Here is a 16,253-nt window from a genome sequence, read left to right as displayed (position 1 = left end):
CCGGAAGATGCGAGAGAGCGGCGCTATCGGCTCCATTGCCGCAGGGACGGCAATGCAGGCACGGATCAGCGGGGAAGTTCGGGCAAAGACCCGCATCGGTATCGGCCGCGTTCCGTGGATCTTTAGGGCTGCGTTCGCCGATTGCGTCGGGCGCATCGCACATGCCGTTTTGCCTGCACGTAGCGCGTCGTGTGCCGTTTTCTACGCAAGCGCCGATCAAGCAGGAGTGAAGCGCGCAGCGTCCAATGCGTGAGTGCGGTGTGACGGAAAAACGGCCCGTGCGTTCTGCGTTCGACGGGATTTCCTGGATGGTGGCTGGCCTGCGCGAGGCCAGGCGGATGCTGCGAAAGGACCTGTGCGGAGGTCGTGCGCCGGTCCGATCGGCGGATGACGGACATAAAAAAAGCCGCGCGAGTGCGCGGCTTTTCTGTTGTTGCGGTGTCGCTGCGCCGGCGTAGCGCCGGTCGCCTCGCTCAGAACTTCGCGTCGAACTCCCCGGCGAAGCCGGTATTGACGATCAGCTTCTGCAGCGCGTCGCCGACCTTGAGGTTGCCGGCGACCACCTGGAACTGCTGTGGGCCGCGGTCGTCGATGCGGCCGAGGGTGCCGCCCTTGAAATCGGTGACGCGGCCACCGGCCTCGCGCACCAGCAGCACGCCGGCGGCGATGTCCCAGGCCTTCACGCCGGCTTCGAAGTAGGCGTCGCTGCGGCCGCAGGCCACATAGGCCAGATCCAGTGCCGCCGAACCGGTGCGACGGATGTCCTCGGCCTGCACCAGCAGCGCATCCACGCACTTGAGCTGGGGGCTGGTGCGCTTGCGCTCGCGCGGCGCGAAGCCGGTGTGGACCATGGCGCCGTTGAGTTCCTTGCGCTCGCTGACACGGATGCGGCGGTCGTTGAGCACGGCGCCGTTGCCGCGGCTGGCGGTGAACAGTTCGTTGCGGAGCGGGTCGAAGATCACCGCGTCGACCGGCTCGCCGTTCTCGACCAGGGCGATCGACACGCAGTAGTGCGGGAAGCCGCGCAGGTAGTTGCTGGTGCCGTCGAGCGGGTCGATCACCCACATGTAGCGGCCGCCGCCCTGCACGCCGCTTTCCTCGCCCATCACGCCGTAGTCGGGGTAGGCGCGGCGCAACTCCTTGACGATCACCTTTTCCGCATCGGCATCGACTTCGCTGGCGTAGTCCATGCGGTCCTTCTGCACCACGTTCAGTGCTTCCAGGCGGTTGATGTGGCGCAACAGCACGTTGCCGGCGAGGCGGGCGGCCTTGACCATGACGGTGACGGCGGGTTTTTGCATGGCAACGGCTCCCGAGAAGGCGGAGGTGGGTCTGGAGGAGGAAAAGAGCAGTCCGGCGCGAAGGCCGGCCGCACAGTTTACCATCTACGCCCCCGTTCGCTTCGCCTGCCGTGCCGCCATGACCGATTCCCTCCGTATCCGCTTCGTCCTGGTCGGGACCCAGCACCCCGGCAACATCGGCGCGGCGGCGCGCGCGATGAAGACCATGGGGCTGTCGCGGCTGGTGCTGGTGGCGCCGGAATGCGAGCTGGAGACCGAGGCCTACCGGCGTTCTGCCGGGGCCGAGGATCTGTTGCAGCAGGCGCCGGTGCTGCCGGCGCTGGCCGACGCAGTGGCCGATTGCCGGTTGGTGCTGGGCTGCACCGCGCGCAGCCGCCGCGTGTCGCTGGAGGAGTTGCTGCCGGCCGATGCCGCGCAGCGCCTGACCGCGACCAGCGCCGAACCGGCGGAGGTGGCGCTGGTGTTCGGCCGCGAGCGCACCGGCCTGACCAACGAGGAACTGCAGTTGTGCCATGCGGCCGTGCACATTCCTTCCGATCCGTCGTTCAGCTCGCTCAATCTGGCCGCGGCGGTGCAGGTGCTGGCCTACGAACTGCGCCTGGCGCAGCTGCGCGGCGCCGCCCCCGCGCCGGCGCCGGCACCGGGGTTTCGCGAGGCACCGGCCAGCCACGCACAGGTGGAAGGGCTGTTCGGGCAGTTGGCCGAGACCCTGGACGATATCGACTTCCACAAGGGCCGCGCCCCGGATTCGGCGATGCGCAAGTTGCGCCGGCTGTTCCTGCGCACCGAGCTGACCGAGCAGGAGGTGCGTCTGCTGCGCGGCGTGCTGTCCGATGCGCAGCGCATGGCGCGACTCGCCGGGCAGGCCGGAAACTGAGGCCAGGCAAGGCGCGAAGGCATCCATCGCGGCGCGCGCGCCGACGCGTGCGCCCAGGGCGGACTGCATGCGCGGCAGGCGCCATTCTGTGACGCTGTCACCGGCATGCGCTTTCGGCTAGGCTTTGCAAGGTCTACTTGGGGATCGTGGTTTGTCCAGTTCGCGTTGGCGGGTGGTCGTGGTGTGGCTGGCGCTGGCGATCTGCTGGCCCGCGTCCGTGCACGCGCGGCCCTCGGTCCTGGTGCTGGGGCGCATCAGCGACAATCCCAAGGCCCATTACGAGCAACTCAAGCCGCTGCTGGACTACGTGGTGCCGCGCATGCGCGAGGTCGGCATCACCTCCGGGCAGATCCTGATGGCCCGCGACAGCCAGCAGATGAGCAGTTACCTGCGTCGCGGCCGGGTCGACTGGGTCACCGAGACCGCTGCCACCGCGATGGCGCTGGAACAGCGCGGTGGCGCCAAGCCGCTGCTGCTGACCGAGCGCAACGGCGTGCGTCAGTACCACACCGTATTCTTCGTGCGCAATGACGCGCCGGTGCACGACCTGTCGGATCTGCGGGGGCGCACGCTGGCGCTGCAGAGCACGCTGTCCACCAGCGCCTACCTGGTGCCGATGATGACGCTGTTCGAGCGCGGCCTGCATCCGGAGATCCTGCTCTCGACCAAGGACCAGCCCTCGGCGGAAACGGTCGGTTACGTGTTCGCGCGCTCGGAACTCAACATCGCCGCCTTCGTGCACAAGCACCTGGTGGATGCCGGGGCGTTCAGCAATCTCGACTGGGACGACGATCGCCGCATTCCCCCCGCGTTCCGCCGCGACTTCCGGGTGATCTACCGCAGCGAACCGTATCCGCGCGCGGTGGAGATGGTGCGCAGCGATCTGCCCACGGACGTGGAGACGCGCCTGCGCGAGGTGCTGCTGCACGCCGCCGACGATCCGCAGGGGCGCGCGGCGCTGCGCCAGTTCTTCGGGACCTCCGGCTTCTACCCGATCGATCCGGCGTCGCAGAAACGCCTGGATGCCCTGCGCGCCGGCGTGGCGCGGGTGAGGCTGGAAGTGGAATGAAGACCATGCGTTTCGGGTTGCAGGCCAGGTTCCTGCTGGCCATGGGCGTGGCTGCGCTGCTGGTGATGGCGATCCTGGCCCTGCTGCTGGAGCGCCAGGCGGCGATGCAGCGCGAGGTGCGCACGCTCAGCGGCAACGCCATCCACAGCCTGTTCGACAGCAGCATGCGCACCCGCGGCGAATCGCTGGCGCGGCAACTGGCCGATTCGCTGGCCAACCCTGTGTACTACTCCGACCTGGATGCGATCGGCACGCAGGTGCGTGGGGCGCTGGGCTATGTGGCGGTGGCCTACGTGCTGGTCTACGACGCCGACGGGCGGCTGATCCACGACGGCAGCAAGGACCTGGTGGGCTACGGGCAGCGCATGCGCGGGCCGATGGCCGACGCCGCGATCCGCGCCAAAGGCCTGCTGGCGCAGGAGTCGCCGGAGTTCCTCGACGTGTCGATGCCGATCATGATCGGCGACCAGCGCGTGGGCGGGGTGCGGGTAGGCATGTCCTGGGCACGCGCGCAGGAGTACGAGCGCAAGGCCGGGCAGAACCTCGACCAGCGCCTGGGCGAACTGGGCAAGCGCCATCTCGGCTGGTTGCTGCTGTTGCTGGCCGCCCTGGGCCTGACCGCGGCGATGGTGACGGTCTACGTGCAGCGCACGCTGGTGGCGCCGTTGCGCTGGATGGCGGCGGCCGCGCGCCAGATCGAGGCCGGCAACTACGCGGTGGAGCGCCGCGACAGCGGCCGCCACGACGAGGTCAGCGAATTGCTGCGCGCGTTCGGGCGGATGAGCGAGGCCATCGCCCGGCACGACCGCGACGTGCGCCACATGGCCTACACCGATGCGTTGACCGGGCTGACCAACCGGCTCGCGTTCCGCGAGGCGCTGGACCATCGCATGCTGTCGGCGCGCGCCTCGCAGCGCAGGCTGGCGCTCCTGTTCGCCGACATCGACGATTTCAAGCGGATCAACGACACCCTGGGTCACGAGGCCGGCGATGAAGCCCTGCTGCAGTTCGCGCGGCGCATCCAGCTGGCGGTGGAGCAACTGGGCGGCGACGATGCGCTGCTGGCGCGTTTCGGCGGCGACGAGTTCGTGATCCTGGTGGAGGATGCGCAGGCGGCCAAGGTCGCCACCGCGCTGGCGCAGCGGCTGGTGCAGGAGCTGCGCGAGCCGCTGCGGATCCAGGGCCGCGAGGTGTTCATGGGTACCTCGATCGGCATCACTGTCTACCCGGGCGATGCCGAGGACGCCTCGGCGCTGCTGAAGAACGGCGACATCGCCATGTACCAGGCCAAGCTGGCCGGCAAGAACTGCCACCGCTTCTACAGCCGCGCGATGGACTATGCGGTGGAGCGGCGCGTGCACATGGAGCACGAGCTGCGCGGCGCCTGGGAGCGCGACGAACTCAAGCTGGCCTACCAGCCGATCTTCCGCACCCAGGACCGGCGCATGGTCGGCGTCGAGGTGCTGCTGCGCTGGCAGCATCCGGCGATGGGCACGATCTCGCCGACGGTGTTCATCGACGTGGCCGAGCAGAGCGGGCTGATCGAAAGCATCGGCCCCAAGGTGCTGCGCGCGGCCTGCAGCGAGGCCACCCAGTGGCGGCGCGCCGACGGCAGCGCCGACCTGTTCGTCTCGGTCAACGTCTCGCCGCGGCAGTTGCGCAGCGGCGATCTGCCCGAAGTGGTGGCCGAATGCCTGCGCGAGTCCGGGCTGCCGGCGGCGCAATTGCATCTGGAGCTGACCGAGACCGCGGTGATCGGCGACGAGCTGCAGGCGGCGAGCATGCTGGCGCGGCTGCATCGCACCGGCGTCAAGGTCTGGCTGGACGACTTCGGTACCGGCTTCTCCGGCCTGAGCCATCTGCGCCAGGTGCCGGTGGACGGGGTCAAGATCGACAAGAGTTTCGTCGCCGACCTGCAGCGCGACCCGGACGACCTGGCGCTGACCACGGCGATCATCGCCATGGCGCATTCGCTGGACATCACCGTGGTCGCCGAGGGCATCGAGCAGGAGACACAGTTCGAGTTGCTGCGCGAGCGCGGTTGCGAACTGGGGCAGGGCTTCTGGCTCAGCCGGCCGCTCAGCGCGGAGGAATTTCGTCAGCTGCTCGCCAACGAGGACGCACCGCCCGCCAGCGTGTGATCGCCGCTGCGGCGTCGTGGCCGGCGTGCGCTGTGCCTGCGGCGGTCCCGGCCAGGCGGGTCAGGGCAGCAGCGGGCGCTTGCCGCTGTCGCCGGCGATCTCGCGCACCAGCTTCGGCACGAGATAGCCGGACAGGCGCGCGGCCAGCCCCTGGTGCAGCGCCAGCGCGGTGGCATCGTCCACTTCGAAATGGGCCACGCCCTGCACCCGGTCCAGTTGGTGCAGGTAGTAGGGCAGCACGCCGGCGGCGAAGCTGCGCTCGCTCAGCGCGGCCAGCGCCTCCACGCTGTCGTTGACCCCGCGCAGCAGCACCGCCTGGTTGAGCAGGTGCGCGCCGGCCTCGCGCAGGCGCGCCAGCGCGGCATCGACGCCGGCATCGAATTCGTTGGCGTGGTTGGCGTGGATCACGAACGCCAGCGGCCACGGCAGCGTGCGCAGCCAGGCCAGCAACGGCGCATCGACGCGCTCGGGCAGCACCACCGGCAGGCGGCTGTGGATGCGCAGGCGCTTGAGCTGCGGCAGCGTCGCCAGCGCCTCGGTGAGTTCGGCCAGCTTCGGTGTGGCCAGCGACAGCGGATCGCCGCCGGACAGGATCACTTCCTCGATGCTGGGGTCGGCGGCGATAGCCGCCACCGCCGTGCGCCAGCCATCGCGCGCGGCGGTCTCGTCGGCATAGGGAAAGTGCCGGCGGAAGCAGTAGCGGCAGTGCACCGCGCAACTGCCGGTGGCCACCAGCAGGGCGCGGCCGCGGTACTTGTGGATCACCCCGTCGGCCTTCTTGGCTGCGGTGTCGCCGACCGCATCGAGGGCGAAGCCGGCGACCACGCGCTGCTCGTCGTCGATCGGCAGCACCTGGCGCAGCAGCGGGTCGTGCGGATCGCCCGGGCGCATGCGTGCGACGAAGCTGCGCGGCACGCGCAGCGCGAACTGCGTCGCAGCCTGTTCGGAGACGCCCAGCGCCTGCGGATCCAGGTCCAGCAGGGCCAGCAGCTCGCGCGGATCGCGCACGGCGTCGCGCCAGGCCTGCTGCCAGCGCGGCGGCGCGGCGGCGGGCAGGGGCGGGGACGGCTGCATCGGGCGGGGGGCTGCGGTTATCATAGGCGGTCATCACACGAGCGCCCGCCGTTGCGGCGGAGCTTCCATTCTATCCGGCCGGCCGCCGAACGCGGCGGGTTTGCCTTACCCGAGGAGTTTCAGATGGCCAGCTACGGCATGAACGACGTCAAGAACGGGATGAAGATCCTGGTCAACAGCGAGCCTGCGATCATCACCGATACCGAATACGTCAAGCCCGGCAAGGGCCAGGCGTTCACCCGCGTCAAGTACCGCTTCATCAAGTCCGGGCGCGTGGTCGAAATGACCATGAAGGCGACCGACAGCGTGGAAGCGGCCGACGTGGTCGACACCGACATGCAGTACCTGTACAGCGACGGCGAATACTGGCACTTCATGCAGCAGGAAACCTTCGAGCAGGTGCAGGCCGACAAGGCCGGCGTCGGCGACGCCGCCAAGTGGATCAAGGGCGAGGAGGATTGCGTGGTGACGCTGTGGAACGGCACGCCGATCCAGGTCACCCCGCCGAACTTCGTCGAACTGAAGATCGTCGAGACCGACCCGGGCGTGCGCGGCGATACCTCCGGCGGCGGCGGCAAGCCGGCGACCCTGGAGACCGGTGCGGTGGTGCGCGTGCCGCTGTTCGTCGGCCAGGAAGAAGTGATCCGCGTCGATACGCGTTCGGGCGAATACGTTTCGCGCGTCAAGTAAGTCGGCATGCCCGCGGCCGCAGCCGGCCGCGGGCATGCGCACGCGCTGGCGTGCGGCGGCCAGGCAGCGCCATGCGCCGGATCGCCGTGCGGCGGTGATGGACCACCTCGCTCCCAGGAAACGCCCGTGACGACCAGCCACGCCGACAGCGCCGACAGCAAGTACCCGCACGACCGCGTCGTGTTCTTCAGCGATGCGGTCTTCGCCATCGCCATCACCCTGCTGGCGGTGGAAATCAAGGTGCCTGGACACGCCGAGGTCGCGGCGGCCGGCGGCATCCTCGCCGCCCTGCACCGGATGCTGCCGCTGTTCATCGGTTTCGCGGTCAGCTTCCTGGTCACCGCGCTGTTCTGGAAGTCGCACCTGCAGCTGTGCCGGCACATCCGCCAGTTCGACGACCGGCTGATCTGGCTCAACGTGCTGCAGTTGCTGCTGATCGGCCTGCTGCCGTTCTCCACCGCGCTGTACTCGGACTATTTCGGCAGCCACGAGGCGTTCTCGGTGTACTGCGCGCATCTGGCGGCGATCGGCCTGGCCGGGTACTGGCTGCATGCCTATGCGGTGCGCAAGGAAGGCCTGGCGCAGCGGCTGGGCGCGCTGCAGGCGCAGGCGATGAAGCTGCGCGCGGCGGTCTCGCCGGTGGTGTTCGCGTTATGCATCCCCGTGGGCATGGTGGCACCGTGGCTGGGCCGCTTCGGCTTCCTGGCGGTCTTCCTGCTGCAGTGGGGGGTGATGCGCGTGTACCAGCGGCGCATCCGCCAGGCCCAGGCGGCACCGGCACCGTGACCCTCCCTTTTCTAGAGTCCCTGCGATGACCTCCATACCCGAATCCTGCGACCTGCTGATCGAAGCCGGCTACGTGGTCCCGATCGAACCGCATGCGGTGGTGCTGGAAGACCACGCGGTGGCGGTGCGCGGCAGCGAGATCGTGGCGGTGCTACCCACGGCCGAGGCACGCACGCGCTTCGCCCCCGCGCGCACCGTCTCGCGCCCGGACGCGGCGCTGCTGCCGGGGCTGGTCAACGCGCATACCCACAACCCGATGACCCTGCTGCGCGGCATCGCCGACGACCTGCCGCTGATGGTGTGGCTGCAGCAGCACATCTGGCCGGTGGAGACCGCGGTGATCGGCCCGGAGTTCGTCGCCGACGGCACCGCGCTGGCCATCGCCGAGATGCTGCGCGGCGGCACCACCTGCGCCAACGAGAACTACTTCTTCGCCGACGTGCAGGCCGCGGTGTACAAGCAGCACGGCTTCCGCGCGCGGGTCGGCACGGTGATCATCGATTTCCCGACCGCCTGGGCCAAGACCTCCGACGAGTACTTCGCCCGCGCCTGCGAGGTGCACGACCAGTGGCGCGACGATCCGCTGGTCGGCATCGCCTTCGCCCCGCATGCGCCGTACACGGTCAACGACGCCAACTTCGAGCGGGTGCGGATGCTGTCCGACCAGCTCGAGGTGCCGGTGCACCTGCACACCCACGAGACCGCGCAGGAAATCGCCGACTCGCTCAAGCAGTACGGGCAGCGCCCGCTGGCGCGGCTGGACCGTTTGGGCCTGGTCAACGACCGCCTGATCGCGGTGCACATGACCCAGCTCACCGACGCCGAGATCCACCTGTGCGCCGAGCGCGGGGTCAGTGTGGTGCATTGCCCCGAATCCAACCTCAAGCTCGCCTCCGGCTTCTGCCCGGCCTGCGCGCTGCAGCGGGCGGGCGTGAACCTGGCGATCGGCACCGACGGCTGCGCCAGCAACAACGACCTGGACATGTTCAGCGAGAACCGCACCGCGGCGATCCTGGCCAAGGCGGTGGCCAACGACGCCACCGCGCTGGACGCGGCCAGCACGCTGCGCGCGGCCACCCTGGGCGGCGCGCGCGCGCTGGGCTTCGGCGAGACGATCGGCTCGATCGAGCCGGGCAAGCAGGCCGACCTGATCTGCGTGGACCTGTCGGCGCTGGAGACCCAGCCGCTGCACAACGTGCTGTCGCAACTGGTGTACGCCACCGGACGCCAGCAGGTCAGCGACGTGTGGATCGCCGGCCAGCCCAAGCTCAGCCAGCGCGTGCTGGTGGACATGGACGTCGACGCGCTGGTCGCCAATGCGCGCGAATGGCGCGAACGTATCCGCAGCGTCCACGCCTGATCCGCTATGTTCGCCGTGCCGCGCCGCGTGCGCGGCCCCAACGAGAATCCGTTATGACCGCTTCCGCCGCCAACGCCTCCGCCAACTTCGATCAGGCCGAACTGGACAAGTTCGGCGCCCTGGCCACCCGCTGGTGGGATGCCGACGGCCCGCAGAAGCCGCTGCACGCGCTCAATCCTGTGCGTCTGCGCTACGTCGCCGAGCGCCTGCCGCTGCGCGGGGCGACGGTGCTGGACGTGGGCTGCGGCGGCGGCCTGCTCAGCGAGGCGCTGGCCAAGGAGGGTGCGCAGGTCACCGCGATCGACCTGTCGCCGGAGCTGATCAAGGTCGCGCGGCTGCACCAGTTCGAATCCGGGGTCGAGGTCGACTACCGCGTGCAGTCGGTCGAGGACCTGGCGGCGGCGCAGCCGGGCAGTTTCGATGCGATCACCTGCATGGAGATGCTCGAGCACGTGCCCGATCCGGCGGCGATCGTGCGCGCCTGCGCAACCCTGCTCAAGCCGGGCGGACAGCTGTTCCTGTCCACCCTCAACCGCACCCCGGCCGCGTTCGCTTTGGCCATCGTCGGTGCCGAATACGTGGCGCGGCTACTGCCCACCGGCACCCATCGCTACCAGGATTTCATCAAGCCGGCGGAACTGGCCGCCTGGTTGCGCCAGGCCGAACTGCAGCTGCGCGACGTCAGCGGCCTGGCTTACGAGCCGTGGCGCAATCGCGCGCGGCTGTCCTCGCGCACCGAGGTCAATTACCTGGCGTGTGCTGCAAAGCCGTGATTCGGGATTGGGGATTGGGGATTGGCAACGGCGGGTGCGCGTGGGCGTGATGCCGCTCGAGCGCGATGTGGCCCGTGGTTACCCGCGGGTGGTGCTGTTCGATCTGGATGGCACGCTGCTGGACAGTGCGCCGGATCTGCTGGCCGCGGCCAATGCGGTGCTGGCCGAGCATGGCCGTGCGGCGTTGACCCTGGCGCAGTTGCGGCCGGTGGTGTCGAAGGGCTCGCGGGCGATGCTCGGGGTCGCCTTCCCGGATCTGCCCGCCGCGCAGCGCGATGCGCTGATTCCGGCATTCCTGCGCTACTACGAGGCGCTGATCGGGCGCCATTCGCAGCCGTTCGACGGCATCCCGGAACTGCTGCAACGCCTGGAAGAGGCCGGCAGCGTGTGGGGCATCGTCACCAACAAGCCCGAGGCGCTGGCGCGGTTGATCCTGCCGCAGTTGCAGTGGGAGCAGCGCTGCGCGGTGCTGATCGGCGGCGACACGCTGCCCGAGCGCAAGCCGCATCCGCTGCCGCTGCAGGTCGCCGCGCAGCGCCTGAGCGTGGCGCCGCAGGAAGTGGTCTACGTCGGCGACGACGAACGCGACATCTTGGCCGCACGTGCCGCCGGTATGGCGTCGGTGGCGGTGCTGTGGGGTTACCGGCTGGACGAGGACGATCCGCTGGCCTGGCGCGCCGACGCGATGGTCGCCGCGCCGGCCGAGCTGTACGACGCCGCGGCCTGGCCGGTCAGCGCAGCCGCGTCCTGAAACCGCTGCTGTCGCCGCGTTCGCGGTGATGCACGACCGCCGCTTCGCGGCCTGCACGCCGACGCCGCTCGGCATCCACCGGTCGCGCACGTACACTGCGCGTTCTGCGCGGCAGCCGCGCTCGTTCTCCCATTGCGCGATGCCGTCGGCGCGCGCCTGACTCCGGATTCACCGATCGCATGAGCAGTTCGTCCGCCCTGGATGCCTTCCTCGACAAATGGCGCCGCCGCTGGCCGGAATGGGCCGTGGCCGAGGCGTTCGTGCCGGCGCCGCAGCGCGCCCGCACCGTGGCCTGGTTCGCGCTGCTGCAGGAGTTCGACGACATCCTCAACATCGCCGGCGACCCGCTGCCGGCCGACGCCAAGCTGGCGTGGTGGGGCGAGGAACTGCGCAGTTGGGCCGGGCAGCGTTCGCGGCATCCGCTGGGCCGGGTGCTGGAGCCAGTGGCTGCGCCGTGGACACAACTGGCCGAGGCCTTGCCGAGCCTGCCGCAGTCGCGCGCGGCCGCGGCCGACACCGCGCATGCGCTGGAGCGGCTGGAGCCGTTCGCGCAGGCGGTGGTCGCGGTCGAGCGCGCGTTGTTCGAGGCCTCGGCCGAGGGCGCTGCGGTGCCGGTCGCGCTGCAGGTGCTGGCGCAGCGCCTGGTCGAGGGCGGCGCCGCCACCGCGCCGCTGGCGCTGCGCGGCGGCGATGAGGCGCAGCAGCGGCAGCGCTGGGCGCAGGCATTGCTGAAGCCGTGGCCGCGCCGCGTGCGCGGGCCGCGTCCGCGGCGCATCCTGTCGGCGCTGGCGCGTGCGCGGATGGTGCAGCAGGCGGCCGCCATGCCCAGGCCGCCGGGACAGATGGCGACGCTGTGGCGCGCCTGGTGGGCCGGGCTGGGCTGAGCGACCAACACTCTTCGACTACGTCGGGTTGGCCCGCCAGGCCCAACCCGAAGGGCCGCGGTTGCGCGCGCGTCGCGGTGTCATCACTCAGGTCCGGACGGACGTCCACGTCCTCGCGCGTCCTTGCAACGGGTACGCGTAACCGCGACGCGGCATGCGCGGGCAGGACGACACGCGCCAGCCCGCGCCGCCGCCTGGCTTCAGGGCGCGCTGCCGGCGCCGCTGTTGGCGTACTCGTAGAAGCGATTGGCCGAGGTGCTGCAGTTGCTGCTGCAGTACGGACGGCCAATGGTCGAGGCGTTCCATGGCGCGCTCTTGCGGATGTGCTCGCCCAGCGTCGAGTCGCGGATCACCACCTTGCCGTTGGGCGAGGTGCCGTCGACGTAGTTGGACAGGCTGCCCACGCTCTCGTCCCAGGCCCGGCCCAGCCACACCGTGCCGCTGCCCGGATTGCCGACCGCATCGAAGGTGCTGCCGATCGCCAGGAAGCCGTAGCTGCTGCCCGGGCGGGTGCTGGGTGCGAAGATCACCCCGCCATCGTTGGCGCCGCGGCGGGCGGCGGTGTAGCGGATGGTGCTGCCGGCGAACACCGCCACGCCCGAGCCGAAGATGAAGTCGGTGTCGCCCTCGATGGTGCCGCCCTTGAAATAGGCGCGGATCACCGTGTTGGCGCTGCCGGCGCTGACCAGCAGGGTGTCCTGGTTGCCGGTCAGCACCACGTTCTCCAGCACTGCCTTGTCGCCGCGCAACGCCAGCGCCACCGCCGACTGGTTGCTGCCGCTGTAGGTGCCCTCGACATAGTTGTTGACGATCGCCAGGTTGCGCGCCTGGAACTGCGCCGCGCGCACGGTGACGGTGCCGCTGTCGGAGGTGCCGATGGTGCTGCTGGCGGCGTTGCTGGCGCACGGATGGGTGGCGCTGCCGGTGGGTTTCGGGGTGGGGTTGGCGTTGCCGAAACGGATCGTGGTGCTGGCCGGGCTGCCGCCGAGGCCGAACAGCGTGAGCGGCGGCGCCGCGGCGGGCACGCAGACCACTTCGGTGTAGGTGCCGGGCGCCACGCTGATGTAACGGCGCATGCTGCCACCGGCGGCGACCGCGGCGTCCACCGCGGCCTGCACGGTGCGGTAGCGGGTGCTGCCGTCGGCCGCCACCGCGTAGTCGGCCTGCAGCAGCGCAACGCCGGCGCTCGGATCCCAGTTGTCGGTGACCAGCGCGCCGATCGGTCCGGCCTGGGCCAGGTGGCGGGCGACGGTCTGATTGGCCGCCTCGCTGCTGGTCAGCTGCGGGCGCGACGCTGTGCCGGTCAGGGCCGGGGCATCGGTGACGACCCCGGCCGCCAGGGCGAGGGTGGAGGAAAGCAGCAACCAGCGCGATACGGTCATGGGAAGCCTCCGCTCAAGGATAAGGGCCCGCGGCAACGCTTGGAATGATACCGGTGTCATCCGGTCGCCTGATCCGGCGTCGTCAGCGGACCGGCGATGGTAGGGGCGTTCGCGCGCCGATGCCGGCCGATGTCGCAGCCAGAGCTCGGTTGTGCCGCTTCCATCACGATCGCGGATCCGCCGCACGTGCGGCGCGCCGGTTGGTGGGGGCGTGGAGGGCGATTCCCAGGCCAAAACGCGACGGCTGCAGGCGCTCCAGACCCGGCGCCGGCGGACGGTCGCCGCACTGCGGCATGGATCTGCGCGCCGTGTGCCACCCCACTTTCTGGCGTGACGGGGTCGTGAATTTGGATACGAGCGCCGTCGCGGCTTGCGCTACCCTCGACGCCGATCCCACTTGGAAGTCATCGATTGAAGCGCCTGTGCCGTTGGTGCTGCCTGTTGCTGTGCCTGGGGCTGGTCGGGTCGGCGCTGGGGCAGGAACTGCTGTTGCAACGGCTGGCCGCCGACCCTCCGGCATCGGAGGTGGTGGCGGGGCGTGACGATGCCGCGTTCGTCGACGCCGGTCATGGTGCGATCCTGTACGAGCGCAGCAAGCAGCCCACCTGGTGGCGGATCCGCGCCGACCATGCGATCGGTCGCGACGGCCAGCCGCAACTGGTGCTGCAGTCGCCGTATCTGACCCGGGTCGAGGCCTGGGTGCCGGGGCGCACCGGGCCGACCCGGCACGCGATCTACGGCGCCGACGCCGACCTGCGCTACTCCACCCGGGCCCTGGTGATCGCCTTGCCGCAGGGGTTGCCGGCCGGTGCCTCGATCTGGCTGCGGGTGCATGCGCCGGCGGCGATGCCGATGCCGGTGGGCATCGCGCCGCTGGCGCAGGTGCAGCGCGAGGATCTGCACTATGTCGGCTGGCGCGCCTTCATCCTCGGCTCGACCGCGGTGCTGGCGATCCTGGCGATCGCGTTGTGGGCGCGTCTGCGCGAGCCGATCTACGGCTACTTCACCGCCAACGTGATGTGCGTGCTGCTGTACCTGCTCGGCCTCGGCGGCGAGGCGCGCGCGGTGCCGGGCCTGGCCAGCGTGTTCGCGTCCTCGCCGACGCCGATGCGCATCGTCGCCGCGCTCGGCGGCTTCTTCATCATCACCTTCCAGCGTCGGCAACTGGAGATGCGGCGGCAACTGCCGCGGCTGGACCAGGTGCTGCGGCTGTGCGCGCTGTTCCTGCTCGGCATCGCCGTGGCCTGCCTGCTGTCGGACGCGGCGGTGCTGAGCGTGCTGGGCAATCTCGGGCTGATCGTCGGTGCGGCGCTGCTGCTGCCGTGTTGCCTGCTGCTGGCCTTGCGCGGGCAACGCTACGCCTGGCCGCTGCTGGCTTCGTGGACGCCGCTGTGGATGCTGTGCGTGCTGCGCTGCCTGGAACTGACCGGGTGGTTGCGCCTGGACGTGGCCGCGCCGGTGCTGGCGCATGGCATCAGCCTGGCGCTGGCGATCTCCTGCCTGCTGGTGACCTTCGGTCTGGCCGAGCAGATCCTGGAGCTGCGGCGCGACCGCGACCGCGCCAGCCGGATGGCGACGGTGGACGAACTCACCGGCATCCTCACCCGCGCCGCCCTGCAGCAGCGTCTGGCCGAGGCGCTGCAGGACGCCGCGCGCGGCGTCCGGCCGCTGGCATTGGCCTATATCGATATCGACCATTTCAAGCGCATCAACGACATCCACGGCCACGCCGGCGGCGACGCCTGCCTGCGCTGGGTCGCCGCCTGCGCGCGGGCGCGCCTGCGCAGCAGCGACACGCTCGGCCGCCAGGGCGGCGACGAGATGTTGCTGCTGATGCCCGGCGCCACCCTGGAGGCCGCGCGGCGCGTGGCCGAGGACATCCGCCAGCACGTCGCCGCGCAGCCGCTGCCGCGCGAAGGCCAGGCGCTGTCATGCACGCTGAGCGTCGGCGTGGCGCAATGGCAGCGCGGCGAGAGCGTGGCGGCGCTGTTGCAGCGGGCCGATGCCGCGCTCTACGCCAGCAAGGCCGCCGGCCGCAACCGCGTCAGCGTTTCCACCCCCAGCCACCACGTCACCCACCAGGAGCCTCAACCATGACTGCGCAGACCGATTTGCCCGCGTTCGCTCCCGATCAGTTGCAGGTCGGCGACATCCTGTTGCAACTGGGCTGCGGCCCGGTGTCCGAACTGATCGCCTGGTGCGGCGACAGTATCTACAGCCATGCCGCCATCGTCGCCGATCAGGGCGATCTGATCGAGGCGGCGGCCAGCGGCGTGCGCCGCTATCCGCTGTCGCAGCGGCTGACCGACACCACCAACTACCTGATCATCGACGCCTACCGGCCGCTCAGCTACGCCTGCGTGGCGCTGGACGACGCCGATCGCGCCAGCGTGCTGGCCAAGGCGCAGTCGCTGCTGGGCGTCCCGTACCCGCTGGACAGCCTGGCCACGCTCGGCCTGCTGGTCGCCATCCGCGGCAAGTGGCCGCAGCACTGGCTGGCGCGGATCGTGGTGCGCGAGGCGCTGGACCATCTGGTCCGCGACAACCCCTCGCACATGGTGTGCAGCGAAGTGGTATACCGCGCGCTGGCCGAATGCGATGCGACGCCGCCGGGCCGGCTGGCGCCGCAGATCGTGCTCAGCGGGCCGACCCATATGCCGTTCCCGCACCTGGACTGGAAGGCGTTGTGGGAGGAAGTGTGGCAACTGCTGCATCCGCACCGGCAGCAGGCGCTGGGCGATATCGCGCAGCGCCTGGCGGCGGTGGAGGGCGCACCAGCCAGCCTGGCCGCCTCGGCGCTGACCACGGTCGCCGACGACGACCTGCTCAGCCGCGCCAACGCGGTCCGCGCCGGCCTGGGCCTGCCGCCGCTGGCGCCGGTCACCGATCAGGTGGAAGACAACGGCAGCCTGCTGCGCGAAGCCGGCGAAGAAGCGCCGGGCGCGCCGTTGCCGCATCCCAATCCCAAGCTGGTCATGCCGCTGGATCTGGCCAACAGCCCCTCGCATGTGGTGCTGGGGCGCCTGCTTGAGGTGCCCACGTCGGCGTAGCTGAAAGGCTGCGCGCCAGCGCAGTGCGCGAGGCTGCGCCCGTACCCTCATCCGCCCCTTCGGGGCACCTTCTCCCGAGGGGAGAAGGGAGAGCGCTTGCCCCTCTCCCATTGGG

Annotated in this window: 14 protein-coding genes; 11 read left to right on the top strand and 3 right to left on the bottom strand. The window is 70.3% G+C overall.

The annotated features are described in order from the left end of the window. Positions 1 to 473 precede the first annotated feature (473 nt). Positions 474 to 1,301 (bottom strand): inositol monophosphatase family protein, encoded by an 828-nt coding sequence (locus SLW56_RS00335; RefSeq protein WP_026144017.1) that lies wholly within the window; start codon positions 1,299 to 1,301, stop codon positions 474 to 476. A 118-nt stretch (positions 1,302 to 1,419) separates the two neighbouring features. Here SLW56_RS00335 and SLW56_RS00330 point away from each other — a divergent pair, with 118 nt between their 5' ends. From SLW56_RS00330 to SLW56_RS00320, 3 genes are all read left to right on the top strand, one after another. After that, positions 1,420 to 2,178, top strand: a complete 759-nt coding sequence (locus SLW56_RS00330) for an RNA methyltransferase (protein ID WP_320694184.1) — start codon at positions 1,420 to 1,422, stop codon at positions 2,176 to 2,178. Positions 2,179 to 2,356: 178 nt separating this feature from the next. Further along, on the top strand, positions 2,357 to 3,247 hold the full coding sequence (locus SLW56_RS00325) for a phosphate/phosphite/phosphonate ABC transporter substrate-binding protein (protein ID WP_152237866.1): 891 nt from the start codon (positions 2,357 to 2,359) through the stop codon (positions 3,245 to 3,247). After that, positions 3,244 to 5,388, top strand: a complete 2,145-nt coding sequence (locus tag SLW56_RS00320; RefSeq protein WP_267084744.1) for an EAL domain-containing protein — start codon at positions 3,244 to 3,246, stop codon at positions 5,386 to 5,388. Before SLW56_RS00325 ends, SLW56_RS00320 begins: the two co-directional genes overlap by 4 nt. Positions 5,389 to 5,448: 60 nt before the next feature. On the opposite strand, the gene epmB is transcribed toward SLW56_RS00320, so the two are convergent. Next, positions 5,449 to 6,486, bottom strand: a complete 1,038-nt coding sequence (gene epmB / locus SLW56_RS00315) for an EF-P beta-lysylation protein EpmB (RefSeq protein WP_267123689.1) — start codon at positions 6,484 to 6,486, stop codon at positions 5,449 to 5,451. Between the two features lie 99 nt (positions 6,487 to 6,585). Between epmB and efp the strand changes: the two genes are divergently transcribed. From efp to SLW56_RS00285, 6 genes are all read left to right on the top strand, one after another. After that, positions 6,586 to 7,152 carry an elongation factor P gene (gene efp, locus SLW56_RS00310; RefSeq protein ID WP_010343528.1) on the top strand — a complete coding sequence of 189 codons (567 nt, stop codon included), beginning with the start codon at positions 6,586 to 6,588 and terminating at the stop codon, positions 7,150 to 7,152. A gap of 126 nt (positions 7,153 to 7,278) precedes the next feature. Continuing rightward, entirely contained in the window at positions 7,279 to 7,938 is a 660-nt protein-coding gene (locus tag SLW56_RS00305; protein WP_284467461.1) for a TMEM175 family protein, read from the top strand. Between the two features lie 25 nt (positions 7,939 to 7,963). Beyond that, on the top strand, positions 7,964 to 9,298 hold the full coding sequence (locus SLW56_RS00300) for a TRZ/ATZ family hydrolase (RefSeq protein WP_017914280.1): 1,335 nt from the start codon (positions 7,964 to 7,966) through the stop codon (positions 9,296 to 9,298). Between the two features lie 53 nt (positions 9,299 to 9,351). Then, entirely contained in the window at positions 9,352 to 10,071 is a 720-nt protein-coding gene (gene ubiG, locus SLW56_RS00295) for a bifunctional 2-polyprenyl-6-hydroxyphenol methylase/3-demethylubiquinol 3-O-methyltransferase UbiG (RefSeq protein WP_267123690.1), read from the top strand. Positions 10,072 to 10,120: 49 nt separating this feature from the next. Then, positions 10,121 to 10,822: a phosphoglycolate phosphatase gene (locus SLW56_RS00290; RefSeq protein ID WP_320694387.1), complete on the top strand. Its 702-nt coding sequence runs from the start codon at positions 10,121 to 10,123 to the stop codon at positions 10,820 to 10,822. A gap of 179 nt (positions 10,823 to 11,001) precedes the next feature. Next, complete coding sequence (locus SLW56_RS00285; protein ID WP_279361118.1) at positions 11,002 to 11,706, top strand: phytoene/squalene synthase family protein; 705 nt, start codon at positions 11,002 to 11,004, stop codon at positions 11,704 to 11,706. Positions 11,707 to 11,906: 200 nt separating this feature from the next. Here the strand turns inward: SLW56_RS00285 and SLW56_RS00280 are convergent, their stop codons facing one another. After that, entirely contained in the window at positions 11,907 to 13,088 is a 1,182-nt protein-coding gene (locus SLW56_RS00280; RefSeq protein ID WP_320694183.1) for a putative acyl-CoA thioester hydrolase, read from the bottom strand. 411 nt (positions 13,089 to 13,499) lie between these two features. Here SLW56_RS00280 and SLW56_RS00275 point away from each other — a divergent pair, with 411 nt between their 5' ends. Both SLW56_RS00275 and SLW56_RS00270 read left to right on the top strand, forming a co-directional pair. Then, a complete protein-coding gene (locus SLW56_RS00275; RefSeq protein ID WP_320694182.1) occupies positions 13,500 to 15,185 on the top strand; it encodes a diguanylate cyclase in 1,686 nt (561 codons plus the stop codon). Continuing rightward, positions 15,182 to 16,138, top strand: coding sequence for a hypothetical protein (locus tag SLW56_RS00270; protein ID WP_267104347.1), 957 nt, complete (start codon positions 15,182 to 15,184; stop codon positions 16,136 to 16,138). Before SLW56_RS00275 ends, SLW56_RS00270 begins: the two co-directional genes overlap by 4 nt. The last annotated feature ends 115 nt before the right edge of the window (positions 16,139 to 16,253 follow it).

This window comes from Xanthomonas sp. LF07-6 (assembly GCF_034105445.1).
Lineage (GTDB): Bacteria > Pseudomonadota > Gammaproteobacteria > Xanthomonadales > Xanthomonadaceae > Xanthomonas_A > Xanthomonas_A sontii.
The sequence above is the reverse complement of the archived record's forward strand: the minus strand, read 5'-3'. Positions and strand labels throughout refer to the sequence as shown.